The organism is Desulfuromonas sp. KJ2020, from assembly GCF_024197615.1.
Taxonomy (GTDB): Bacteria; Desulfobacterota; Desulfuromonadia; order Desulfuromonadales; family SZUA-540; genus SZUA-540.
On the sequence record NZ_JAKUKE010000001.1, the window covers coordinates 739,658 to 765,599 of the forward strand.

The 25,942-nt window shown below is 61.2% G+C and carries 19 protein-coding genes; all 19 read right to left on the reverse strand.

The features are described 5' to 3' along the window. Positions 1-32: 32 nt before the first annotated feature. Positions 33-1,682 carry a Na/Pi cotransporter family protein gene (locus tag MJO47_RS03375; RefSeq protein WP_253959707.1) on the reverse strand — a complete coding sequence of 550 codons (1,650 nt, stop codon included), beginning with the start codon at positions 1,680-1,682 and terminating at the stop codon, positions 33-35. A gap of 153 nt (positions 1,683-1,835) precedes the next feature. Beyond that, positions 1,836-2,774, reverse strand: a complete 939-nt coding sequence (gene hflC / locus MJO47_RS03380) for a protease modulator HflC (protein ID WP_253959708.1) — start codon at positions 2,772-2,774, stop codon at positions 1,836-1,838. Further along, a complete protein-coding gene (hflK, locus tag MJO47_RS03385; protein ID WP_253959709.1) occupies positions 2,771-3,796 on the reverse strand; it encodes an FtsH protease activity modulator HflK in 1,026 nt (341 codons plus the stop codon). Before hflK ends, hflC begins: the two co-directional genes overlap by 4 nt. Positions 3,797-3,925: 129 nt before the next feature. After that, positions 3,926-8,368: an efflux RND transporter permease subunit gene (locus MJO47_RS03390; RefSeq protein WP_253959710.1), complete on the reverse strand. Its 4,443-nt coding sequence runs from the start codon at positions 8,366-8,368 to the stop codon at positions 3,926-3,928. After that, positions 8,365-9,537 carry an efflux RND transporter periplasmic adaptor subunit gene (locus tag MJO47_RS03395; RefSeq protein WP_253959711.1) on the reverse strand — a complete coding sequence of 391 codons (1,173 nt, stop codon included), beginning with the start codon at positions 9,535-9,537 and terminating at the stop codon, positions 8,365-8,367. The genes MJO47_RS03390 and MJO47_RS03395 overlap by 4 nt, the downstream gene beginning before the upstream one ends. Before the next feature lie 2 nt (positions 9,538-9,539). Beyond that, positions 9,540-9,980 carry a MarR family winged helix-turn-helix transcriptional regulator gene (locus tag MJO47_RS03400; protein WP_253959712.1) on the reverse strand — a complete coding sequence of 147 codons (441 nt, stop codon included), beginning with the start codon at positions 9,978-9,980 and terminating at the stop codon, positions 9,540-9,542. An 86-nt stretch (positions 9,981-10,066) separates the two neighbouring features. After that, complete coding sequence (locus tag MJO47_RS03405) at positions 10,067-11,071, reverse strand: 4Fe-4S binding protein (protein ID WP_253959713.1); 1,005 nt, start codon at positions 11,069-11,071, stop codon at positions 10,067-10,069. A gap of 132 nt (positions 11,072-11,203) precedes the next feature. Next, on the reverse strand, positions 11,204-11,635 hold the full coding sequence (locus MJO47_RS03410) for a YqaA family protein (protein WP_253959714.1): 432 nt from the start codon (positions 11,633-11,635) through the stop codon (positions 11,204-11,206). 93 nt (positions 11,636-11,728) lie between these two features. Continuing rightward, positions 11,729-11,887, reverse strand: a complete 159-nt coding sequence (locus tag MJO47_RS03415) for a YqaE/Pmp3 family membrane protein (RefSeq protein WP_253959715.1) — start codon at positions 11,885-11,887, stop codon at positions 11,729-11,731. A 53-nt stretch (positions 11,888-11,940) separates the two neighbouring features. Continuing rightward, positions 11,941-12,621, reverse strand: coding sequence for a serine protease (locus tag MJO47_RS03420; protein WP_253959716.1), 681 nt, complete (start codon positions 12,619-12,621; stop codon positions 11,941-11,943). A 77-nt stretch (positions 12,622-12,698) separates the two neighbouring features. Continuing rightward, positions 12,699-14,309: a BCCT family transporter gene (locus MJO47_RS03425; RefSeq protein ID WP_253959717.1), complete on the reverse strand. Its 1,611-nt coding sequence runs from the start codon at positions 14,307-14,309 to the stop codon at positions 12,699-12,701. Between the two features lie 235 nt (positions 14,310-14,544). Beyond that, positions 14,545-15,948 carry an efflux transporter outer membrane subunit gene (locus tag MJO47_RS03430; RefSeq protein ID WP_253959718.1) on the reverse strand — a complete coding sequence of 468 codons (1,404 nt, stop codon included), beginning with the start codon at positions 15,946-15,948 and terminating at the stop codon, positions 14,545-14,547. Position 15,949: 1 nt separating this feature from the next. Next, positions 15,950-19,087, reverse strand: a complete 3,138-nt coding sequence (locus MJO47_RS03435; RefSeq protein ID WP_253959719.1) for an efflux RND transporter permease subunit — start codon at positions 19,085-19,087, stop codon at positions 15,950-15,952. Positions 19,088-19,098: 11 nt separating this feature from the next. Then, positions 19,099-20,274: an efflux RND transporter periplasmic adaptor subunit gene (locus MJO47_RS03440; RefSeq protein ID WP_253959720.1), complete on the reverse strand. Its 1,176-nt coding sequence runs from the start codon at positions 20,272-20,274 to the stop codon at positions 19,099-19,101. Between the two features lie 71 nt (positions 20,275-20,345). Then, positions 20,346-20,954 carry a TetR/AcrR family transcriptional regulator gene (locus MJO47_RS03445; RefSeq protein WP_253959721.1) on the reverse strand — a complete coding sequence of 203 codons (609 nt, stop codon included), beginning with the start codon at positions 20,952-20,954 and terminating at the stop codon, positions 20,346-20,348. 201 nt (positions 20,955-21,155) lie between these two features. Next, complete coding sequence (gene purE / locus MJO47_RS03450; protein ID WP_253959722.1) at positions 21,156-21,692, reverse strand: 5-(carboxyamino)imidazole ribonucleotide mutase; 537 nt, start codon at positions 21,690-21,692, stop codon at positions 21,156-21,158. 333 nt (positions 21,693-22,025) lie between these two features. Further along, positions 22,026-22,472, reverse strand: coding sequence for a class II SORL domain-containing protein (locus tag MJO47_RS03455; RefSeq protein WP_253959723.1), 447 nt, complete (start codon positions 22,470-22,472; stop codon positions 22,026-22,028). A 415-nt stretch (positions 22,473-22,887) separates the two neighbouring features. After that, positions 22,888-24,270 (reverse strand): tetrathionate reductase family octaheme c-type cytochrome, encoded by a 1,383-nt coding sequence (locus MJO47_RS03460; protein ID WP_253959724.1) that lies wholly within the window; start codon positions 24,268-24,270, stop codon positions 22,888-22,890. A 212-nt stretch (positions 24,271-24,482) separates the two neighbouring features. Then, a complete protein-coding gene (gene cls, locus MJO47_RS03465; protein WP_253959725.1) occupies positions 24,483-25,910 on the reverse strand; it encodes a cardiolipin synthase in 1,428 nt (475 codons plus the stop codon). Between the last annotated feature and the right edge of the window lie 32 nt (positions 25,911-25,942).

Here is a 25,942-nt window from a genome sequence, read left to right on the forward strand (position 1 = left end):
ACTCCTTCTCTATCTTCCTTGCTCCCTGAAACTTACTCGGCTGAAGAATCTTCTTCGCTTTGCGCTTCGATGGCCTGGGCCCGGGCCGGATTGCGCAGCAGCCGGTCGGCCTTGACCAACTGTTCTACCATGCGCCGGGTCGTGCTGAGGACCCCCAGCAGCTGCTCGGCCTGCGCTACCGGCAGCCGCCTGGCCACGGCTGCCGCCAGAATTTCCCCTTTCGCCTGCTGATAGGCCTCCTGAAAACCGTCCAGCGCCTGCTGCCGATGGCCATCGGCACCTGCCAGATCTTCGTCACGGCCCGTCAGCTCGCAGCAGATCTTCACCCTAGCGATGAGCTGTTGGAGAATGTCGATGACCGGGCGATCACTTATCGTCGTCATCTCCCGTCGCAGCTCCACGGCATTGCCCGACAGGCGCGCCGCTTCGTCCAGATAGCGGGCGATGCGCAGATCCCGGGCCAGGCTCTCCCCCACCTCCCGGGACATGCTTTCGGCGCGCACCTTGCTGATAAAGTCCGTGATGGCGGCGACCAGGGTGCGCATGGCCGCCGCCTGCTGTTCCACCAGCGCCGCCGGCTGTTCGGGCCGCAGCAGGGCGTCGTACACCGTTTGATTGGCCATCAGCCGCAAGCGAGCCAGTTCGGCCGCCAGAGCCGATTCGGCCAGATCGGGGGTGGCCGTCAACGTCGCATCGAGGTGACGCGGGCGTCCGGCTTCTTCCTCCTGGCTGCGGAAGAGCCGCTGCAGCCAGCGGGTCAACAGACCGGCCGCAGGCAGCATCAGCAGCACACCCAGCACGTTGAAAACCGTGTGAAAAAGCGCCAGCACCGCCGCCGGACTCCCCTCCAGCTGGAGGCCGTCCGCCAGCAGATGGATGCCCCACATGAGCAGGGGCAGCAGCGCCAGGGCGACGACGCCGGTAATGAGGTTGAAGAGGATATGACCGAGGGCCAGACGCTTGGCGTTGGGAGTAGCGCGCAGCACCGCCATGGCCGCCGTCGAGGTGCTGCCCAGATTGGCGCCGATGATGGCGACCGCGGCCGGATACATGCCGACCACGCCGCCGCTGACCGCTGTCAGCACGATGGCGATGGAGGCACTGGAGGACTGGGTCAATACCGTCGCCACAAAGCCGAGGATCAGAAAGAGCAGGGTGCCGCCGCGCTCGCCATCCATCAGTGCTGTACTGTAGCTCTGCGCCAGGCCGCCGAAACCGTCTTTGAGAATGGACAGGCCGAGGAAGAACAGCCCGAATCCGGCCAGGGCTTCCCCCAACCCGCGCAAGCGTTTGTCGGCAACGCCAAGACGGAGCGCTACCCCCAAGGCCAGGATCGGCAGGGCGAAATTCTCGATCTTGAAACCGAAGCCGACCAGACTCACCAGCCAGCCGGTGACGGTGGTGCCGATATTGGTGCCGAAGACCACCGTCAGGGCCTGGGCCAGGGTGAAGACCCCGGCATTGACGAAACCGATGGTCGCCACGGTAACCGCCCCGGAGGACTGCACCAGCCCTGTCACCAGGACGCCGGCCAGCACGCCTCGCAGCGGCGTAGAGGTATAACGGTTGAGCAGCTGTTTCAGGCTGCCGCCGGCAAAAACTTTGAGGCCTTCGGTCATCATCATCATGGCGAGCATGAATAGCGCCAGCCCGCCCAGAGTGTTCAAGGCAATCTGCATCATCTCCCGTATCCGGTGCGCATCTGGTGTTGGAATAACAAGAGTTTACTTGGCTTCGACGGCAATGCAAGACACCCCTGCCACCCCTTGAAGGCAAAAAGGCCCGCCTTTGCTCGGAAAGGCGGGCCTTGCGATGGTCTGCATGTTAACGATCGACTATTTGACGTCCTGCAGGTATTTGTAGAAGGGGGAATCGGTGCCGATCACCAGGCGGCCGTTCTTGCCGATGACCTTCTTGTAGGACTCGAGAGTGCGCAAAAAGGAGTAGAATTCCTTGTCGCGGCTGTAGGCCGTGGCGTAGATGCCTGCGGCTTCAGCGTCGGCCTTGCCGCGGATCTCCAGGGCCAGGCGGTAGGCCTCGGAATTGATCTGCTTGAGTTCGCGCTCCATCTTGCCCAGAATCTCGGCTTTTTCTCCTTCGCCCTCGGAGCGATATTCCGCCGCCACCTGGTTACGCTCGTTGATCATGCGTTCGTAAACGCGGGTCAATACCTGGTCGACGTAGTTGATGCGTTTGATCTGCACGTCGATCAGCTCAATCCCGTACTCGGGCGTGCTGGCCCGCGCCTTGCCGAGCAGACTATCCAAAATCTCCTCGCGACCGACCAGCTCGCTTTCGCTGACCACCTCGCCCTCGATCTCAAAGACCTCTTTCTCCCCCGGACCTCTCGGTGACTGGTAATCGCTGCCGCGCACCAGTTCGGCCAGCAATCGGCCGGACACGGCATCGCGCACGACCGAGTCGATGATGTCGTCGAGTCGGCTCTGGGCCCCTATTTCCGTGGCCACGGTCTTGTAGAAGAGCAGGGGATCGACGATGCGCCAGCGGGCTGTGGTGTCGACCCAGATGAAGCGCTTGTCCTTGGTCGGAATCTGGTTGGGGTCGCTGTCCCACTTCATGATGCGCTTTTCGAAGCGCTTGACCTCCTGAATGACGGGAATCTTGACGTGGAGACCCGGTCCCTTGACATCCCCCACCGGTTTGCCGAACTGGGTGACGATAGCCTGCTCGGCCTCATTGACCACGAAAAGACTGCTGCTGATCCCGACGAAGGCAACAAAGGCCAGAATGATGAGTGCTGGTGCTTTTTTCATTGTTTCCCTCCCTGGCTCTCGCTGCGCATCGGCAGCAGCGGCAGCAGGTTGCTCCCGGCGCCGTCCATCACGTAGATCTCTTCCAGCTTCGGCAGCACTTCTTCCATGGTTTCGAGGAAAATGCGGCGCCTGGTCACTTCCGGCGCCTTGCGGTATTCGAGCAGCAGGGCTTCGAAACGGTTGGTCTCGCCGCGGGCCTTGTTGATACGCTCGATGGCGTAGCCTTCGGCCTCTTCCACCGTCTTCTTGGCTTCGCCCCGGGCCCGGGGCACTTCGCGGTTGAACTGTTCGCGGGCCTGAAAGATCATACTCTCCTTCTGCTGCTCGGCCTCGTTGACCTCGTTGAAGGCCTTCTTGACCGGATCAGGCGGCGTGACATCCTGGAATTTCACGGTGACCACACGCACACCGATATCATACTGATTGAGGGTTTGCTGCAGGTCCTGCTGGATGAGGGAGGCCAGCATGGCACGCTCGGTGGTGAGCACGTCGGTGACGTTGCTGTTGCCGATGACTTTGCGCACCATGGCCTCACTGACGTCGCGGATGGTGTCCACCGGATTTTTCAGCTGAAAAACATACTTGTAGGGGTCGGTCACCTGAAACTGGACGATCCACTCCACGTCACTGACATTGAGGTCGCCGGTCAGGGTGAGGGATTCCTCCTCGAGCCCCCTCTTGGTGTAGGTGGAGCGCTCGCCCGGCATGACCGTGCGGAAACCGAACTCCTCCTTAAAGACGCGACCCGTCTTGACCAGGTAGACGCGGTCAATGCCGAAAGGCAGCTTGAAGTGAAGTCCCGGCTGTGAATAGCCGGTAAACTTGCCGAAGCGCAGAATGACCCCGGTTTCTTCCGTATCGACCTTGTAAAAGCTGCTCATGCCCACAAAAACAGCCAGAACGGCCACTGCCACGAGCAAGAGATTTTTACTGGGGCGAAACTCTTTCTTGAGCTTCTGCCCTATATCGATGATTTTCCTTTCAAAGTCCTCTGCCGAGGGACCTTCTCCCCAATTTTGCATTGATCCTCCCTGTCTGGGTTTCTGGGCCGCCTGTGGCTGGGCCCCTGTTGCGGATAAAGGCAAAGGGTAACATAAAAGAATCCGCTTACCTAGCAGATCCGGTCGGATTCCGGTCGCTTTTCCTTCAAGCTATTCTCCTGGAAACGACAGCCGGCCTCTGGCCAGCTCTTCCGCCAGGCTGGCCAGAATCAGGCCCCGCTCGGCTTGACGGAGCAGGCTGCGGGCCTGCAGCAAAGCGGCTTCCGCGTCGAGCACCTCGTTGACCGATCCTTTCTGCGCCTCGTACTTGAGCCGTTCCAGACGCACAGCTTCGCGGGCCTGTACCACCCCCTTGCCATGGGCCTGCTGCCGGGCCTGGGCGCTGGCCACCTCGGCCTGGGCGACGGCCAGTTCACGCCGCGCGTTGAGTTGAGCCTCGCGCAGGCGGGCCCGAGCCCTATCTGCTTCAGCGCGGGCCTGCGCCACCTGGCCGGCCCGCAAACCGCCGTCCAACAGCGGAACGGTCAGCTTCACGCCGACCGTCGCATCGGTTTGGCTGTCGTCGCCGGGTATCCCAGCCGCCATCGACTGGGGATCGTCGGCCCCGTAATATCCGGCACTGGCAAAGAGCCGCAGTTCCGGCAGGTAAGCCCGCTTCGCCCCGGCGAGCTGTCGACGGGCAGACTCGACCTCGGCCTGCCGCGCTGCCAGGTCATCGCGGGGGCTCACCCCATCCCTGTTTTCCGCCGAGGTTTGGGTCACTGCGCCGGGATCGACCTCAGTCAACGGCGGCAGTTCACCCTCACATCCCAAGAGAGCCAGCAAGGCGTATTCCGCCTCGACGAGGGCAGCCTCCACCTCGGCCAGCTGACTTTCCACCTCGGCCAGACGCACCTCGACCTTGAGCTTGTCCACCCGCGCCGTCCGCCCCTGCCGCCACAGCTGCTCGGCAGCGCGGTCGAGAGCAGACAGACTGTCCAAAGAGGCGAAGGTGGCCCGGCGAATATCGCCCAGGGACAATACCTGCAAAAACTGTTGGGAAATCTGAAAGGCCACTTCGTCCCGGGCTCGGGCCGCCTGATGCCGGACCCCCTCCTGCGCGGCCCTGGCGGCCTTCAGACGGGCCCGGGTCGCACCGAAGTCGGCGAGAAGCAGATCGGCGCTGGCCGTGGCCTGATAGACGCGATGGGCAAACCCCTGATTCTGGGGCGCCAGCCCCGGCGCCATGTTGTGACGCTCCTGCGACCAGGCGGCGCTCCCTTCCAGGCGCAGCTGCACCCCGCGCGGGGCCTCGGCACTCCGCACCAGGCCCTGGCCGCGCTCCACCTCGGCAGCGGCCTGGGCCAGAGCCGGACTGTGTTCGAGGCCATAGGCCACCGCCTCCGTCAGCGACAGCGGCGAAGGGAGTTCGGCCGCCGAAGCGGGATCGACCTGGGGCGACAGCAGGACGCCGAGCAGGAGGAGTGAGGTCACCGCTTTTCTGGCCGCGCGCCCCAGCGTCCTCAGCTTCTCCTGGGCGTCATCCAGCAGCACGTAGACCAGCGGCAGATAGACCATGGTCACCACCGTCCCTACCAGCAGACCGGAGGCGGCGGCAATCCCCAGGGGGCTCATGCGCTCCAGTCCGACGGCCATCTCGAAGATCAGGGGGGAAAAACCGATGACCGTGGAGGTGGCCGTCATGAAGATGGGGCGTAGGCGCAGACGCACCGAGGCGATAATGGCCTCGTCGCGGCTCATCCCTTCCCGGCGCGCCTCCAGAATAAAGTCGAGCATGAGGATGGCGTTATTGACGATGGTGCCGCCGAGCAGAATAATCCCCATCAGGGCCGGCATGCAGAAAGGTTTGTCAAAGAGCAGCAGGCCCCACACCGCCCCGGCCACGGCCAGGGGAATGGAGAGCACGATGGCCAAGGGCGGCAAAAAAGAGCGAAACATGGCAAATAGCAGAATGAAGAGGAGCACCAGGCCGATGAGCAGCGCCCGCCCCATTTCGCCCTGGCTCTGGCCCATGTCGCGGGCCGTGCCGGCGATCTCCAGCGCGTAGCCGGCTGGCAGGGGCATGTCCCGCAGACGCTGCGCGGCCAAACTGGTGACCTGGGCGATGGTCAGCACCTGGTTGCCCGCCGTCAGATCGATGGTCGGACTCAAGTTTTCGCGGGTAATGAAGGGGGGCTGCACTTCGCTGCGCACCTGTGCCAGGGTGCCGAGCTTGATCGGCCCCTGGGCCGTGGGAATATCCACCTGCAGCAAAGCCTCGGGATTGTCGATCTGGCTCTGTTGATAGCGAAGGCGGATGGGGATATCGAGATAGCCCTGCAGGCGCAGCTCGCTGCCCGCCGTCCCCTGCACCGCCTGGCGCAGCGATTCGGCCACTCCGCCGGCGGAGGTTCCGTAGAGGCGGGCCAGCTCGGCATCGACCGCCACCGTCTGCTGCACCTTATCGCGGTACCAGGAACGCCGCAGGTCCGTCAGACCGGGGAGGCCCCGCAGGCGCTGCAGCGCTTCGTCCGCCAGGCTGTCGAGCATCGGCAGCTCCGGACCCGTGATCATCAGGTTGAAGGGGGCCTTGGTGGTCGCCACCGGGGTGGCACCATACTCGGAGACCCGGAAGGTGCGCACCCCCTCGATCCGCCGCAAACCCTGCCGCCAGCGCTCCTGAATCTGCCAGATATCAGCCTCGCGCTCGGTACGGGAGATGAGGTGAATGGTGAGCTTGGCGCTCTGGGTGGTGGTCCCACCGCCGCCGAAGCTAACCGCCTGCGGCTCCGACCCGACCACGGCCGAAATGCTCTTGACCTCCGGGGATTGCCCAATCAGCGCTTCCACCCGGCTCAGCACCTCTTCCACCTGGCGGGGGCTGGCCGAGGCATCGGTGTCGAACTCCACCAGGGCGATCCCCGTGTCCATGGGGGGCATCTGCTCGCCCCCCAGCAGAGGCCGCACCACGCGCAGGGTGAAAACCAGAAAAACCAGGGCGAGGATGATGAAAAGCAGGCGCCGGCGCAGGACCAGGCCCACCAGGCCGACGTAGAAATCGCTCAGCCTGTCGAGGCCCTTCTCCACCGGATTCGCCAGCCGCTCCAGGCCCCGCCGCTGCGGACGTTGCCCGCCAAGCAGGCGGGAGGCCACCAGGGGGATGACGGTCAGGGAGACAAGGAGCGAGGTGACCAAGGTGGCGATAATGATGATATTCAAGGGGGCCATCACCCGGCCCGTGTAGCCCTGGGTGAAGATCACCGGCACAAGCACCACCACCGTGGTCAGCATGCCGGCGGTGACGGCCAGGGAGACCTGGCGTGTTCCCTCCAGCGCCGCCTGGGCGGGGTCTTCGCCCGCCAGGTCGTGATGACGGCGGTAGATGTTCTCCAGCACCACCACCGAGGCATCGACGACCATGCCGACGGCGATGATCAGCGCCGACAGGGTCACCATGTTCAGCGTGTAGGGGCTGAACCACAACACCACCAGCGCCCCCAGAAAGGAGAGGGGAATGGAGACACTCACCGTCGCCGCCGCCCGCAGGTTGCCGAGGAAGAAAAAGATGACCAGCACCGTGAGGATGACGGCCTGCACCAGGGAGGAGCGCATGCCGCTGACGTTGAGATCGATGAGCGGCTGCTGGTCGTCTGTGATCTCGAAAAGCAGGTCGGGATAGCGGGCCTCGAGACCCGGCAGGGCGGCTTTAAGATTTTTGATCGCCTTGACCGTCTCCCCCTTTTCCGGGCGCAGCAGATTTAAGGCGATGGCGGCCTTGCCGTTGCCATGGTAGAGGCTGCGGGTATCGGCCGTTTCCAGCCGAACCTCGGCGACATCGCGCAGATAGACCGACCGGCCCTGGGCGCTGCGTAGCGGCAGGTTCTTGAGGGCCGCCGCCGAAGGAAATTCGCCGGCGACGTTGACCAGATATTCCCGGTGATCGCCATAAATAATCCCGGCCGGCGCCGAGACGTTTTGTCCCGCCAGGGCCGCCATCACCGCTTCCAGACCGAGGCCGTGGGCGCGCAGGGCCTCCCGGTCAAGGCGCACGGACACCTCGGCCCGGTGGCCGCCGAAAATCTGCACATCGCCGATGCCGTCGAGACGCAACAGACTGTCCTTGAGATCGTTTTCGGCCAGCAGGCGGACATCCGCCAGCGTCTTCAGACTGTCCGGCCGGGGGGAGAGGGCCAGGGTCAGCAGAGGGCGATTGGCGTCGGTAATGCGAAAGAGCCGGGGCTGGGCCGCGCCGGCCGGCAGACTCCCCTGCACGCGGGCGACGGCATTTTGCACATCGGTGACCGCCTCGCCGATCGATTTGTCGTAGGCGAACTCCACGTTGATGGAGGAGACCTCATCGCGGGAGGTGGAGCTGACCCGGGTGACGCCCGAAAGGGTGTGCAGCTCCTTTTCCAGTATCTGGGTCACCTGGTCGGCCATGTCGCGCGCCACCGCCCCCGGCTTCACGGTGACCACCGCCACCTGCGGTGGCACCGTGTCGGGAAAGAGATCCGTCGGCGTTTTCCAGAAGGCGAACCCGCCGAGAGCGAAGACGACCATCGCCAGCGCCGCCACCAGGTGCGGTTGCTTCAGCGCGAAACGAGGCAGACTCATGGCCTAACCTCCACGGCTTCCCCGCCGGCGAGGCGATTCCAGCCCAGATAGGTGCTGAGCACTACCGTGACCCCTTCATCGAGGCCGCTTACCGCCGCCAGCCCGGCCTCCGACAGCAGCAGCTGCACCGGAAGGGGACGGGTAACGCCCTCCTCGACGACGAAAACCGCCAGCCCCCCTTCCGGCGACGGGATCAGGCTATCTTCCGGCACCAGGATGACATCCGCCGCCCGCTCCACCACCGTGGACACGGGGACATAGGCTCCGGGTCGCCAGGAGGTCACAGCCGGCAGCTCCGCCTCCATGGTCAGGGTCTGGTCGGGATTGACGGTGGGATACAGGCGGGAGATGGCCAGGGCGTGACTCTGCCCGTCTTCCTCAACGATGACCTGACGCTCCTTTTCGACCAGGTGCACATCCTTTTGGGGTATGTCGAAACGTATCTGCAGCCGGCTGTGGTCCTCAATTTCCAGCAGGCGCTGGCCCGGCGCCGCCAAATCGCCGGGGTCGACCAGGCGGCGGGCGACCAGGCCGTCAAAGGGGCTGCGAATTTCCGCGTAGGCCAGGCGCGCTGCCGCCTCCTGCTGCTGCTGCCGCTGGGATTCCACCAGGCTGCGGGCGGCCTGCAGCGACTGCAGGGTCGCCTCCAGCTCGCCGCGCACCTGATTCAGGCGGTCGGCCGTGGCCTCGGCCTGGGCCGGGGCGATGGCACCGGCCGAGGCCAGGGTGCGGTCCCGTTCCTCTTCCTTCTTCCAGAAAGCCAGACTCTGCCGCAGGCTGCTTATCTTGGCCGCCACCGCCTCGGCCTGCTCACGGGCATTGGCCACCCGGGCAGCCGCTCCCTGCAACGCCCGGCGCAGCTCGGTGTCGTCGAGGCGCAGCAGTACCTCGCCCTGTCGAACCCTTTCGCCTTCCCGCACTTTAACCTCGGCGACCACCGAGGTGAGCCGGCTCGAAATGTCGGCGCTCTGCCAGGCTTCCACTCGGCCCAGGTAGGTGCGCGTGCGGGTCAGGTCACCCCGCTCGCTTACAGCCGTACGGATCACCGTCGGCTGCAGGGTGGGACGTGGCGCCTCGGCCAGCTCCATTTTTTTGCGCGCGACCAGCAACAGGGCCGCGGCCAGCACGACGAGCAGGATCAGCATTCCCAGAAGGCGTTTCTTCATCATGTTCAACTCCCCGAACTTTCGAGATTATGACGTACGCGGGTGAGCACTGCGATGGCCCGGGCGATTTCAGCGCTCTCGATCCCTTGACTGGCCTGTTCCAGCACGTCGCGGGCGTAAAATGAAATTTCCGCCCACATGGAGTGCGCTTTTTCCGTGATGATCAGGCGATTGACCCGGCGGTCCCTGGAATCGGGCTGACGCTCCACCCAACCGTCGCGCTCCATGCGGTCGACGAGACGGGCGGTGGAGGCGGCGGTGATAAAGAGCTTGTCGCCCAGTTCATTCTGGGAAAGGGGGCCCAGCGCCATCAGGTGAGCAAGAGCGAGAACATGGACCGGGCTGATGCCGGTGCCCTGCAGGCGTTTCTCCAGGGCCTGGCGAAAGGCCTTGAAGGTGAGGGAGCAATGGAAGCCGATGCTGTCGGCCGGATTAAAGTATGGCATGCCTGTCTCCTTTAGTTGTCAGGGCAATATTTAGCAGGCTAACTAATAACTGTCAAGAGGAGGCCACTATCAGGGCAACAACCACTTTAATGCCCCAGATAGGGGACCAAGGGGATCAGCTGCTGGTAATGCTGAGTGGTCAGCGAGGTTTCCCAATGCCCTGTCGCCATGCCGAGCAGAACACCGCCGCCATAGAGGGAGAGGGCGAGGACCGGGAAAACCCAGCGGGGAAAAGTCGTGGAGACGGCTGGTGGCGCCATGGCCAGGGCGCGCTCGGGGCAGGCCTCGACGCAGGTCAGGCAGCCGGTGCACTCGGGACTGCGCACCGTTGCCTTGTGCTGCACGGGGAGCCAGGCCGGACAGGCACGACTGCAGGCACCGCAGGCGGTGCATCGCTCCGGGTTACGGCGAATCTTGAAGGGGCTGAGCAGACTGGCCAAGCCCATGAGGGCGCCATAGGGGCAGAGGTAGCGGCACCAGAAATTCTGGTAGAGGAGCGACAACCCGGCGAGCACGAGGCTGACGACCAGGGCCGTCAGGCTCATGTGAGTGAAGAAGCGCAGCATCTTGACGTCGCTCACCGCCCAGTAGGGCGCATCCATGAAGGCCCCCAGGGCGCGGGCCGGCATATCGAGCAGGATGATCTTGGCGAAGAAAAAGAGCAGGAGATATTTGAGGGAGCGCAGCAGCGTATCGAGCCAGCGCCAGGGCTGGAAGGTGCGGCCGAAAAGACGGCAGCCCAGCTTCCAGGCCCCTTCCGACAGGGTGCCCACCGGACAGAGCCAGGAACAGAAGGATTTCTTGGCCAGCAGGCTCATGACCAGAAAGGTCAGAAAAAGGACCAGGGCCGCCGGATGCACGTCATGAACAAAACCGTTGACCAGCCAGTGCTTGAGGCTGACCAGGGCGCCGATGGGAAGAAAGCCCTCCACGCCCGGGGGGCGTGAAACGTAGGGGGCGGCACCGCCTGACTCAAAATGGCGCACAAAGAGGCCAAAGCGAATACCGATGGCGATAATCCAGGCCAGAAAGCCCCACTGGACGAGGGCGCGCCAGAAGGTCACTTTTTTCCCTGCCTCAAACTTGTTCATCCCTGATCTCCTTCATCTCTGGAACAAAAATAAAAAGACGGTAGCCCAGAGATTTCATCACTTCTTTGACCTGGGTCATTTTTCATGGACCGAAAGGGTCTTTTGCGGGATTGCACAGGGAGGTTTCGGGCTTTACATCGGCCACCAGGAAGAGAGGGTGAGGATGGACAGGTAGCGCAGCCCCTTGCCAAGGGCCACCAGCAGCAAAAAAAGCCAGACGCGCACCTTCATCACCCCCGCCACCAGCGTCAGGGCGTCCCCCACCACCGGCAGCCAGGCCAGCAGCAACACCCAGAAACCAGTGCGCTGAAACCAGCGCTGGCCTTTGCCGATCTGTTCTTCGCTGAAGTAGAACCAGCGGCGGTCGCGGTAGTGCAGCAGCCAGCGCCCCAGCCCATAGTTGGCGAAGGAACCCAGGGTATTGCCCAGGGTCGCCGTCGCCAGCAGCACCAGGGGGGGATAACCTTCGCGCAGCAGGGCGAAAAGGATCACCTCGGAAGAAAAGGGCAGAATGGTCGCCGCCAGAAAGGAAGCGGCAAAGAGCATCAGGCAGGACAGGGCCATAGCGTCAGTCGGTCAGGGGGGAGATGGAGCAGGCATCAAAAAAGTTCCCCCGGACAACACGGTCCGGGGGCGGTAAAAAAGCAATTCATCGCCCTAGCGCTTGGCAATGATCCAGACGGCATGCACGATGCCCGGTATGTAGCCGAGCAGGGTCAGCAGGATATTGATCCAGAATTGTGCCCCGATGCCCACTTGCAGAAAGACCCCGAGGGGAGGCAGCAAAATAGCGATGAGAATGCGTATAAGATCCATGAAAAACGTCCTTTCCTGTATGGTTTGCCTTTTTGCGTGCGTTCGAACCGACCTCAGTGCGGCTTGAGACCCTCTTTCTCCATCAGGTCGACTCCGTAATCAATGGCCACGGCGTAGGATATGTTGGTGTTCGTCTCCACTGTATTGCGCCCATCCGTGTACTCTTTGGAGGCCTCCTGAGGGTCGAAGCGGCCGTTGATGATCCCGATGATCAGCCCGTCTTCGACACTCACCAAAGGCCCGCCCCGGTCACCGTGATGAATCATGCTGTCGAACAGCAGAATCCGGGTCTGGTTGTTGGAGATCACCTTGGCGCTCACCACGGCGTTCATCGCCACCAGATTATGGAGAGCCTGGTGGCCGAAGGCGAAGCCTAAGGCCATGACACTATTGCCGATCAGCGAGCTTGTCGCGGTGCCGATAAAATGATCCGGCATGCGGATACCGATGTGCTGATCCATTTTGAGCAGGGCGATATCCCGTTCGAGGCTGCGTCGAACGACTTTCACCGGGATGGAGGTCACGGTCTCCTGACTGATGGGAGCGAATTCACTGCCGACTTCCCCCGGCACGACCATCAATTGCCCTTCCTCGGGCAGAATATGGGAAACCGACAGAAGATAACCCTCCTCATGCACGAGAAAAGCGGTGCCGAGAAACTGGACGACCTCCCCCTGGCGCCGAAAGACCATCATGCAGCCGCCGCTGAATTTCTGAAAGACGTTGCCGAGCATAGACCCCCCGTTTTCTGCTGTCGTATATCAGGGTTATTCTGGTGCAGCACCCATGGTACCTCAGGCCTTATGTTTTTCTACCAGAACCGCCGCCGGCCGAAGGTGGGCAATTTGGCCGTCGGCCGGGTCTTGAACTCCCGTGTCCGCACCCCTTCGATGGACAGTTCGAATCCCTGGCCTTCCTTGTATTCCGCCAGTCCCTTGTGCAGGGCGACGCACATGCCCAACAGAATCACCGAAAATGGCAGACCGGTGGTGATGGCTGCCGTCTGCAAAGCAACCAGACCACCGCCGAAAAGGAGCACCGCTGCGACCAGGCCTTCAAGGACCGCCCAGAATATGCGCTGGATCAGCGGCGGCTCGGGATTGCCCCCCGCCGTGATGATGTCGATGACCAAGGAACCCGAATCGGAGGAGGTGACAAAAAAGGTAACAACCACGACGATGGCCAGCATGGAGGTCACCGACTGCAGGGGGTAGTGCTCCAGCAGCTTGAACAGGGAGACCGGGACATTTTCCTGCACCGCCTTGGCAATATCGCCGGCCCCGAACATCTCGATATTGATGGCGCTGTTGCCGAAAACCGTGATCCACACGAAGGTGATGAAGGTGGGAATCAGCAGGACCCCTTTAATAAACTCGCCCACCGTACGGCCGTAGGAAACCCGGGCGATGAACATGCCGACAAAAGGCGACCAGGAAATCCACCAGCCCCAGTAGAAAATCGTCCAGGCCTGCTGCCAGTCGGTGGCCTCGTAGGTCTCGTTCCAGGTGGCCAGCTGCGGCAGGTTCTGCAGGTAAAACCCGATATTCTCCATTAGAGCTTTCATGATGAACAAAGTCGGCCCCAGCAGCAGGACAAAGAGCATCAGGCCGGCGGCAAGGTAGACGTTGATCTCGCTGAGCAGCTTGATGCCGCTATTGATGCCGCGCACCACAGACCAGGTGGCTACGGCCGTAATGCAGGCAATGAGTATCATCTGCACCGTAATCGACTGGGGAACGCCGAAAAGATGATTGAGGCCGGCGTTGACCTGCTGAACGCCGAGCCCGAGAGAAGTGGCCACGCCGAACAGGGTCGCCACCGTGGCCATGATATCGATGACATTGCCGATGGGCCCGTAAATCCGCTCCCCGAACAACGGGTAGAAGACCGAACGGATCGATAGGGGCAGCCCTTTGTTAAAGGCGAAGAAGGCCAGGGAAAGACCGACGATGGCGTAGATGGCCCAAGGATGAAGGCCCCAGTGGAGAAAGGTCAGGTCCATCCCGACCCGGGCCGCCTCGGCCGTCCCCGGTTCTACCAGGGGCGAGGCGATGAAATGGAACATCGGTTCGGCCACTCCGTAAAAGAGCAGACCGATCCCCATCCCGGCCGAGAACAGCATGGAAAACCAGCCCAGGGTGGTAAACTCGGGAACCGCTTCTGCCCCCCCGAGGCGGATGCCGGAGAAGCGCCCCAACAGCAGAGAGACGACATAGACCAGAATAATGTTCATGGTCCAGACAAAAAACCAGCCGGCATAGGTGCCGATCAAGGACTGCAGATTGGCGAAAAAATCGTCGACATTGGCTCCGAAAATCAAGGTCAGCGCGACAAATAGAACGATGAGCCCGGCCGAGGTGAAAAACACCCACGGGTGGACATCCAGATGAAACCAGCCTTTATCCTCCCCTTTTTCGTCCATGACGGAACCTCCCGGTCTCGAGATTTATCGCGGGTCCTCAGTCCAATTGTGCCGAGAAAGTCTAACAAAGCTAGTAGGTTTTGCAAGACTTTGAATCTTTTGCCCCCGATAGGAGCGATAACCGAGTATTCTCCCGGGCCAGGATTTTCATCTCGTAAAGCTCAGAAAAAAGCCCTGGTATCTTTTCAAAAAATACCAGGGCTTCGCACAAACAGACGCGGTGGGGGTCTATACGTTAAAACGCCCCTCCGCCCAACACTTTGTAAAGGGTTACCAAGTTCTCCAGGCGCGCCAGCCGAACGGCTACCAGGCCCTGGCGGGCGCCGTACAAGGAGCGCTGGGAGTCGAGCACGCTGAGAAAGCTGTCCACGCCCCGCGTATAACGCAGCTCGGAAAGGTTGTACGTGGCCTCGGTCGCCTCGACCAGGGCCTGCTGGGCCTGCAGTTGATCGACGATCGTTTCCTGCCGGACCAGGGCGTCGGCCACTTCACGGAAAGCCCCCTGGATGGCCCCTTCGTAGCGGGCCAGGGAGATCTCCCGGTCGACCTTGGAGACCTGCAGGCGCGCCCGCAGGCTGCCCGCCGTGAAGATGGGCAAATCCAGCCGGGGCGAGAAGGCCCAGGCTCGGGAGGCGTCGTCGAAGAGGGTCGAGAGCTCCGAACTGCCAAAGCCGGCCGAGGCCGTCAGTGCGATGCGCGGGAAGAAGGCGGCCCGGGCCGCACCAATATTGGCATACGCGGCTTTGAGCTGATGTTCGGCGGCCAGGATATCCGGGCGCTGCTGGAGCACCTCGGAAGGGACGCCGACGGGCAACTCGGTCACGGCCGCCAGCTTGGTCACCGGCGCCTCGGGCAGCAGGTCGGGCGAAAATTCCTGCCCCACCAGCTGGCGCAGGGCGTTTTCCCCCTCGACCACGAGGCTCTGGTAGCGGGCCCTATCCACCCGCGCCGCCTCGACGCTGGTCTGGGCCTGGCGCAGATCGAGCTCGGAGGCGACCCCGGCATCATAGCGCCGCTGGGTCAGCTTCAGGGTTTCCTGGTAGCTGGCCTGCGTTTCTGCCGCCAATTGCAGCCGTTCCCGGTCGGCGGCCAGCATCAGGTACGCCCTCGCTACCTCGGAGACCAGGGCCAGTCGGGCGCTGCGATAGGCTTCTTCGCTGGCCAGATACGTTTGAAGCGCCTGCTTTTTCAGGCTGCGCAGTCGTCCGAAAAAGTCGATCTCCCAGGCCGTCGTTCCCAGGGACACATTGTACTGCTCCAGATGGATAACGCGGCCAAACCCCGACGTATCGGGGACCCGCTGGCGGTTGTAGCCAGCGCCCGCCTGCAGGTCTGGGAAGAGTTCGGCACGCTGGATGCGGTACTGGGCGCGGGTCCGCTCAATTGTTAAGGCTGTTATCCGCAGGTCGCGATTGCTTTCCAGAGCCAGCCTGATGAGTTCCTTGAGGTTTTCATCCACGAAAAAGTCCTGCCACGACAGTTCATACGCAGGGGCAGCCTGAGCGTCCCCCGCCTCCGCGGCGGGGTCGGCGGCCCAGGAAGCCGGGACTGGAGCCTCCGGCCGGCTGTAATGGGGCGCCAGCGTGCAGCCGCTTAGCAGCAAAACAGTCAATAGCAGGCAGATCGCCATTCTATGCATATCAGTGGCCCTCCTTGGTTGGCGCAGGCTTGGCCTTGAAAAGTCGGCGGATGGTGACAAAAAAGACCGGTACGAAAAATATCGCCAGCACCGTGGCGGTGACCATGGCGCCGTTTACAGCGGTACCCATGGCGTTCTGGGCACCCGAGCCCGCCCCCGTGTTGAGCGCCAGGGGCAGCACACCGAAGAAGAAGGCCAGCGAGGTCATCAGGATGGGGCGCAGGCGCAAACGGGCGCCTTCCAGGGTCGCCTCGATCAGGCCCATGCCCCGCTCCATCTGCTCCTTGGCAAACTCGACGATGAGGATGGCATTTTTGGACGACAGACCGATGGTGGTCAAAATGGCGATCTGGAAATAGACGTCATTGGAGTAGCCCCGGGATGTGGCGGCCATGACGGCGCCAATGATCCCCAGGGGTACGACCAGCATAACGGAAAAGGGCACCGCCCAACTCTCGTAAAGAGCCGCCAGACAGAGAAAGACCACCAGCAGGGAGATGGCGTAGAGGGCCGGGGCCTGGGCGCCGGCCAGCCTTTCCTCGTAAGAGAGGCCGGTCCATTCGTAGCCGATGCCCGCAGGCAGCTGCGCCGCCAGCTCTTCCATCTGGGCCATGGCCTCCCCCGAACTCACGCCTGGAGCCGCCTGCCCCATGATCTGGATGGAGGGCATCCCGTTGTAACGCTCCAGGCGCGGCGAGCCATACTGCCAGTGGGCCGTAGAAAAGGCCGAGAAGGGCACCATCTCGCCGCGGTTGTTGCGGGCATACCAGCGGCCGATATCCTCGGGGAGCATACGATACTGGGGGGCCCCCTGAACGTAGACCCTTTTGACCCGGCCATTCTGGATAAAGTCATTGACATAGCTACTGCCCCAGGCTGTGGCCAGCAGGCTGTTGGCCTGGGCCAGAGGGATCCCCAGGGCGCCGGCGCGCACATCATCCACATCCAGCTTGTACTGGGGGGTATCGTCCTGGCCGTTGGGGCGCACCGCCACCAGGTTAGGGCTCTGCATCGCCATGCCCAGCAGCTGGTTGCGGGCGGCCATGAGTTGGTCATGGCCGAGACCGCCGCGGTCCTGCAACTGGAAGTCGAAGCCGTTAGCGTTGCCCAGCTCCATCACCGCCGGCGGCACAAAGGCGAAGACCATGGCGTCTTTGATCTGACTGAAGGCCCCCATGGCCCGCCCGGCAATCGCCGGGGCCTTAAGGGCACGGTCCTGGCGCAGCTCCCAGTCTTTCAGACGGATAAAGGCGATCCCCATGTTCTGGCCGCGACCGGCGAAACTGAAGCCGGCCACCGTCATGAGGGAATCGATCGCTTCCCCCTCCTTTTCCAGAAAATGATGCTCGACCTGCTTGATCACCTCCATGGTTCTGGCCTGAGTGGCCCCGGCCGGCAGCTGAAGCTGCACCATGATGAAACCCTGATCTTCCTCCGGCAAAAAAGCCGTGGGCATACGCAGGAAGAGCCAGGCCATGACCAGGACGATGAGCCCGTAGATCACCATGAATCGGCCGGTGCGCTGCAGCATGCGGCCGACCAGGGATTGATACATATGGTTGCTGCGGTCGAACCATTTGTTGAACCAGCGGAAGAATCCTTTGAACCAGCCGTGATCCGCCGCCAAATGCCCCTTGGCCACCGGTTTGAGCAGGGTAGCGCAGAGGGCCGGGGTCAGGATAACGGCCACCAGCACCGACAGCACCATGGCCGAGACGATGGTGATAGAAAACTGCCGGTAGATGACCCCGGTGGAGCCACTGAAAAAGGCCATGGGGACAAAAACCGCCGACAGGACAAGGGCGATGCCGACCAGGGCGCCGATGATCTGGTCCATGGACTTGATAGTCGCCTCGCGCGGCGGCAGGCCCTCCTCCGTCATGATGCGCTCGACGTTCTCCACCACGACGATGGCGTCGTCCACCAGCAGACCGATGGCCAGCACCATGGCGAACATGGTCAGCGTGTTGATGGAGAAACCCGCGGCCGCCAGCACACCGAAGGTGCCGAGGAGCACCACCGGCACGGCGATGGTGGGAATGAGGGTGGCGCGGATGTTCTGCAGAAACAGAAACATGACGACGAAGACCAGGAAGACGGCCTCGATGAGAGTTCGCACCACCTCTTCTATGGATATCTTGACGAAGGGGGTGGTGTCGTAGGGATAGACGACCTTCATCCCCTGCGGGAAGAATCTGGACAGCTCCACCATCTTCTCTTTGATGCGTTCGGCCGTATCGAGGGCATTGGCCCCGGCAGCCAGCTTGATCCCCAGACCGGCGGCCGGGCTTCCTTTGTAGCGGGCCAGTATGTCGTAGTTTTCGGTGCCGATGGCCACCTCGGCTACGTCCTTCAGGCGGACGGTGGAGCCGTCGGCGTTGGTCCGCAGCACAATGGCCTCAAACTGCGCCGGCGTCTGCAGCAGGGTTCTGGCCGTTATGGTGGCATTGAGCTGCTGCCCCGCCACGGCCGGCAAGCCGCCAAACTGGCCGGCGGATACCTGAGCGTTCTGCGCCTGCAGCGCCGTCACCACATCGGCCGGGATCAGCTTGTAATTGGTCAGCTTGGTCGGGTTGAGCCAGATGCGCATGGCGTTCTGGGAGCCGAAGAGCTGCACCTCGCCCACCCCTTCGAGGCGGCTGAGAATATCCTGGATATTGGAGACGGCATAGTCGGCGAGGTCGTAGCGGGTCATGGAGCCATCCTCCGAGACCAGGCCGACAATCAGCAGAAAGTTGCGCGTCGACTTGACGACGGAGATACCCTGGCGCTGGACCACTTCGGGCAGCAGAGGTGTCGCCAGCTGCAGCTTGTTCTGAACCTGCACCTGGGCCAGATTGGGGTCGGTGCCGGCCTTGAAGGTCAGCGTCACCGTTCCCAGGCCGGCCGAGTCGCTGTTGGACGCCATGTAGATCAGGTTGTCGATCCCGTTCATCTTCTGTTCGATGATCTGGGTAACCGTATCCTGCACCGTCTGGGCTGAGGCTCCCGGGTAGACGGCGTTGATGGATATCTGCGGCGGCGCGATGGAAGGATACTGGGAAACCGGCAGCACCTTGATCGCCAGCAGGCCGGCCAGCATGATGATAATCGCAATGACCCAAGCAAATATGGGTCGGTCTATGAAGAATCGGGCCATGTGGAACTCCTTTAGTTGCCGGGGACCGCGTTTTGAGGGGTGACAAAGGGCACGGTTTTGACGGATGTTCCCGGTCTCGCCTTCTGAATGCCTTCCATAATCACCCGATCACCGGCCTGCAGGCCCTCTTCCACCAGCCACTGATCGCCGATGGTGCGATTCACCTCGATGACCTGAGGAGCAACCTTGTCTTCTGCGGTGACCACAAAAACCATGGCCTTACCGGCCGGGTTGCGGGTCACCGCCCGCTGCGGCACCAGTATGGCCTGTTCTTTGACCCCCTCAAGGACGATGGCCCGGACAAAAAGACCGGGCAGCAGTGTCTGCTCGGGATTGGGGAAGAGGGTGCGCAGGGTGACTGAACCCGTGCTCTCCTCTACGGTTACCTCGGAGAACTTCAGGGTTCCCGCCAGCGGGTAGGGGGTGCCATCCTCCAGCACCAGTTTCACTTCGGCCTGGCGGGAGTCGCCTTCCTGAACCAGTCCGCCGGCAATCTGGCGTTTGAGACTCAGGAGCTCCGCCGCCGACTGGGTCACATCGACATACATGGGGTCTAGCTGCCGGATGGTGGCCAGAGGTGTGGCCTGGCTGGCCGTGACCAACGCGCCGGTGGTGACGGAAGAACGACCGATTCGACCTGCAATCGGGGCCTTGATCTGTGTGTAGTCCAGGTTGATCCGGGCTCGCTCCACCGCGGCCCTGGCCGCTTCGATCTCAGCCTGGGCGCTCTTCATCGCCGAACGCGTATCGTCGTAGTCCTGCTGGCTGACCGCTTTCATACCGACCAACTCCCGATAACGCTCCTCCCGCAGATGCCAGGCCTCGAAAGTGGCTTCGGCCTGGGCCAGAGCGGCTTTGGCGCTGTTGTATTCCGCCAGGTAAACCGCCGGATCAATCTGGTACAAGACCTGCCCCGCGGTCACCTCGGAACCTTCGGTGAAGAGCCGTTTCTGGATGATGCCGCCCACCTGGGGACGCACCTCGGCAATGAGGCGCGGAGCCGTACGGCCCGGCAGTTCCGTGTTCAGGGTCACCGGCTGTGCCTCCAGCGTCAGTACCGACACTTCCGGGGCCGGCCTGGCCCCCTGGGGCCCGGCCGGCCCACTTTTTTCGCAGCCGGCCAGCAGCAATCCGGCGATGAGGAGCCCTGTCAATGTCATGATCGTTTTTTTAGAACTGGTTCGCATAAACACCTCTATCCTTGTCATAGATGATATGGAGTAACTTGCAGGCGAGCCGATGGGCGCGGTCGTCGCTGTTAAGATTTCACGCGCTCCTCGACTTCAGCGGCCGGCGTTTTCACTGCATCCCAACAGGCCTTGATTGTTTCCTCGATCAAGCGGTCGTCCAAGAGCAAAAAACCAAGCACATGGTCGCGGGCCACAGACAAAATGGGACCGAAAGCCAGGGCCAGCAGAATGGATAGTGGCAGGTCTTTCAGTAGCTTTTTGGACACGCCTTCGTCAAAGAGATGCAGACAGACATCCCGCTCCTCTCGACGCACCAACAGCCGTTCCCGGCGAAAGGCGACGCCATAGGGGGAATTGTGAAACTGTTCGACATAGCGGAAATCGAGAGGGTTTTCGGTAAAATATTTCAGCAGCGCCTTGAGCACGTGGAAAAAGCGCTGCCGAAAAGGCTGGTTCACCTCATACCCGGCCGTGATAACCGGATAGACGCGGTTTTCCACTTCCTGGTAGAGTTCGGTGATCAACACATCCTTGTTCGCAAAATAACGATAGATCGTGCCGGCCCCCACCTTGGCCTGCTCGGCGATCAGGGCCATGGGCGTGCCGTGGTACCCCCGCTCGGCGATCAGCTCAAGGGCGGCCCTGACGATCTCCTCCCTTTTGTCTGTCTTGGTCATGTCCTGTCCTTGCTGCGGAATGAATAATCATTCCGTTTTATAGAAAAGGCGAGACAACGTCCAGCATTTTTTCGGCCAAAAACAAAAAAGATTAAAATGACGGCTTCGCGGTAGGAATAAAAGCGGAAAGGCGGCGGGGAAAACCCCCGCCGCCTTTGCCGTCATGCATGAAGAGCGCTCGTACTGGAGAACAAGTCAGGCTCAGGCTTTTTTGTCACTGAGGCGGGCCAGCGCCTCGTCGGCGGTCTGGTCGTAACGGGCCCGCTCTTTTTCGGCCATATCCTTCAGCCCCTGAGCGATAGCCGGATATTTGAGGGCCAGGATACGGGCCGCCATGATGGCGGCATTGCGCGAACCGTCGATGGCCACCGTCGCCACCGGCACGCCCGGCGGCATCTGCACAGTGGAGAGGAGGCTGTCCCAGCCGGAGAGGGGACCGTTGCCCAGGGGCAGGCCGATGACCGGCAGCTGGGTGTGACCGGCGATCACGCCGGCCAGATGGGCGGCCACACCGGCGCAGCCGATAAGGACCTCAACGCCTTCGGCGTGGGCGCGTTCAAGATAGGCGAAAACCTTGTCGGGGGTGCGGTGGGCCGAAGCAACGACAATTTCGCTGCGAATGCCCAGTTCATCCAGGGTATCCCGCACCTTGACCACCTTGGGCAGATCATTGGGGCTGCCGGTAAGAATGCCGACGAGAACCTTGTCCTTGGGTGAAACCGTTTCTGCTTCCGTCACTTTACAATCTCCTTGGTTAGGGGGAGGCCGGCTGGGCCGCCACGACATGCATTTTAAAAATACACCGGTGTGTTGAGCTCGGTTAAAGAGGCCATCGTGCTGATGAAGGAAAAAACAAAAGACCTTTACTCACATCACTTCGATTCGTGGTGTGAATAAAGGTCTTGCCAATTCCGATCAAAGATCGCAACCCCGCGTCCGGGTGACTGGCACCGTACTGACGAACCGCGGGCCGGCTCTTTTCCAGCCGGAAGCTACTCCCCTTTAAAGGGAAAAATTTTATTGGACGCGCGGGCCCGTGTCAATAGAAATAGGCGCTATGCAACGACTTCTTTACCCTACGGCAACCTGCCTGGTTTCTTCCCATAGCCCATGCAGATTGCAGAACTCGCGGGCCTTGAGGGTGGCTGGTCCCTCCAGGGCAATAAAAAAGGTGACCTTGGGAGCATTCTGGCCTGGCGTCAACGTTGCCTTGCCCGCCCGTTTCCCGTCGACGTACAATTCGACGTAGTCGATGTAATGTTCTTTGGTCATGGGGTGAATGACTTCCCCCACCGTAACCGTTACCGGGAAAGGCACCCCCTTGGTGATGGATTCCGGCACTTCGATCACCGGCACATGTTTTTGCTCTAACAAGGTTTTGTTGGCCGGATCCTTGACCGTGAAAACATGCATATCGGCCTCGGCGGCGCGCGCCCTGGGAACGCTCAGGAACAGACCAGCCGCCAGAACCGTCGATCCTGTGAGCAAAAATTCTCGTCGCTTTACCTCATTACTCATACGTGTGCCTCCCTGTTTGGATATTTCCTGTACTATAGCCGGCTTTGCGCTTCTCGCAAGGGGCGGCACATTTGCCCGGGCGATTTCACTTGCTAGTATCCAGAGAGATATTATATATTAAAAAGCCTATCTAACGGAGGAGCCTTATGGAAATACTCAGTATCCTCGGCATTGTTGCCATCTGGTACGTCGTCAACAAATGGGTGCTACCCAAAATGGGCGTCCAGACCTGACTGTCCGACAGTTGCAGCCTTCCGGTCCGGAAGGAAGAAGAAAAGAAGGAAAACCCATAATTCTTGTATCCATGCATTCAGCCCCCCTGAAAGACCATTCCGGCGGGGCTGATTTTTTTTGCAAACAAAAGGGCCACCCAGATTGGGCGGCCCTTTTGTTTGCTTAGTGTTCTTGACCGTATTTATTTGCTCCGGGCCCACTTGGGGTTGACCATCGGATCCCCTTTGTAGCCCAGCTCTTTCCAGTTCAGGCGGCCGTTGTCGCCATGACAGTCGAGACAGTTGAGAGCTTCGCTGGCCGGCGAGACCATGTGGTTGAGGCGCCAGTACATCCGGGTCTCAATAAAATCGACCTCGCCGCTGAAGGGCAGACCCGCCGCCTTCATGCCAATTTCGGCCGAGCGCTTCCAGTCGAAGGTGGTCCAGTAACCATCGTCGCCGATCTGATGAACGGCCAGCAGGGTTTTGTTGACGGGGTCGAAAGCCTGTTTGCCACCCATCACCTTAAAGGGATAGATGCGGGCCTTTTTGTCCTTGATGGTTGACGTCGGTCCGGCCACAATCAGCACCTTGCTCGGGTCCTTGATCTTCTGGCCCCGCACATGGTTGACGGCCTCGCCCGTTTCAAACCAGGCATACTCGGGCTGTACCATTTTGCCGTATTTCATGTCGCCCTTTTTCTTTACGTACAGGGGCAGACCGTATTTGTCCTTGACGACGTCGCGGCTGTCATCGCCGGCAGTCGACCAGTCCCACCAGATTTTGGTCGGGATCTCTTTGGCGTAGTAGGGGATGTGGCAGGTCTGGCAGGCAATGTTGGCGGCGTGGTCGTTAAGACGGCTTTCCGGGTGGACCGCACCGGCATGGCAGTCTTCACAGCGAAGCTGGCTGGCGGCACCCGGAGAGACGCCGAGGGAATTGCCGGGGATGACATGATTCTTGGTCACATGGCAACTCTGGCAGGCGAAATCCTGGCCGTCGAGGCCCATGTGGATGTCCGTCTTGCTTTCCGGATAGGACATGGAGGAATCGAGGTCGCCGTGCTTGACGGCATCGCCGCCGCCACCGTAGAAGTGGCAGGCACCGCAATTGTCACGCACAGGTTCGCCAACATTCTGAGCAATCCGCAGCAGATTGAGACCTTCGGCGGGCCAGCCGGCATCGCCCTTGGCGTAAGTGCCTGTCGTATCGTGGCAGACGAGACAATCTACGCGGGTCTTGTCGCTGAAGTCAAAACTGTCGTCCTCGTAGCCGTAACCGGCATGACAGCGGTTGCAGGAAGTCTCGTTGCTCTTGATCTGGGTACAGTAGTTGTTAAGCACATTGCGCTTGCCGGCGACGACTTTTTTACCGGCAATCTTTTGCTCCAACGCCCAGGTCCAGTGACTGGTCTTCATAAAATCATCGGCCTGCTGTTCATGGCACTCCAGGCACACCTTGGTGACATCGGGTCCGGTTTTGAATTCCCCTTGGACATAATCGGTATGGGGGTTGGCGGCCAGGGCCGTTCCTCCCCATAAACCCAGGACCAGAAAAGAAGCAAAAACCCTTTTCAACTGTCGCATGCATCGACCTCCTTATAATGTTACGGATGATGGGAACACGCTAACCAAAGCAAATTAAATGCCATCTTCCCTGAAGATATGGATCGTTTACTGGAGAAGTGAGGTCAGTCGGTTAGAGAAGTTGAGCTCGATCGGGGAGGGGGAAGGTACCACGCGAGGGGCGCCAAATGGCTCAGGGTCCGTTAAATGGCGAGAAGAGTCGCTGGGAGCAGCTACAGATAGGGCGAAAAGAGCTTGACCGCGGCATCACGAACTTTTTGCCAGATCGGGCGAGCATCGACCTTTTCGAGGGTTATCAGGGTCGAAACCTCCCGAATCCGATCAAAGTGCTGGGACATTTCTTGAACAAAGTGACGGTCGTAGATTTCCATGGTAAATTCGAAATTAAGCCGCAGGCTGCGCGGATCCAGGTTGGCCGAGCCGATCTGGGCATAATGATCATCGACCAGCAGCAGTTTGCTGTGCACAAAAGGAGGGGGCTGATAGTAGACGGCCACACCGTGCTGAAGAAGTTCCCATAGATACGACCGGGTCGCCCAGTCGACATAGGGCAGGTTGTTCTTTTCCGGCAGCAGGATCTCGACCCTGACCCCCCTTAACGCCGCCGTATTGATGGCGGTAATCATCGCCCTGTCCGGAATGAAGTAGGGTGTCATGATGCGCACCCGGCTGCGCGCGCAGTTCAGGGCCCCGATGAGCAGCCACACCAGCTTTTCGAAATCTTCGTTGGGTCCGGCGCTGATGCCTCGACAGAAAGCATGCCCCGCATCAGGTGGCGGGGGATAGGCGACAGCCCTAAAGGGTTCGCGGGTAGCAAAGGACCAGTCCTCCAGAAAAGCCTCCTGCAACTGACCGACCACCGGCCCTTCCACGCGAAAATGGATGTCGACCACGCGAGCGGGATCCTGGCGTTGCGCCAGGTGACGTTCGCCGATATTCATACCGCCGGTATAACCGGTTTCGCCATCCACCACCAGCAGCTTGCGATGGTTGCGTAGATTGAGATGGATTCCTCGCCCGGATAAAGACGGAGGCAGAAAACGCACAAACCGTACTTTCGATTTCCTGAACTGCCGGCGAATGGGGGGAAACGAATAACGCTCCCCGAGGCCATCGACCAGAACCCGCACATCTACCCCCCGTTCGGCAGCCTCCCTGAGGGCCTCGGCAAACTGGAAGCCGATACCGTCCGAGTCAAATATGTAGGTGGAGAGATAAATGGAATGCCGCGCCGTCGCGAGGCTTTGCAGCATGGCCGGATAAGCCTCTTCACCGTTGTGGAGGGGGGTAATTTTGTTCCCTTGCAGCAGCGGTCGTCGCGTCACCTTGTCAGCGAGAGCCAGCTGGGCGCAGAAATTTTCGAGGCGAAAGGGCTGGTCCATGCCCTGATCAAAGGACCAGGGGCACAGTTCGCTTTCGTGCCAGAACATCCCCTGACCCCGTAGCTGCCAGTCCTTGGCGGTTGACCGAATGCGGTTGACCCCGAGCACCCAGTAGAAAAAGGCCCCCACACCCGGCACACCGAGGCACAACACGATCCAGATCAGCGCCGAACGCGGATCGCGCTTATTGAGCAGCGCGTGGCCAGCCGACCAGGCGCCGAACAGGATCAGCAGCCATCCTAGGGCCCACTGCAGCAAAATACCCCCATCGATTTATGAGCGGTCCCGGT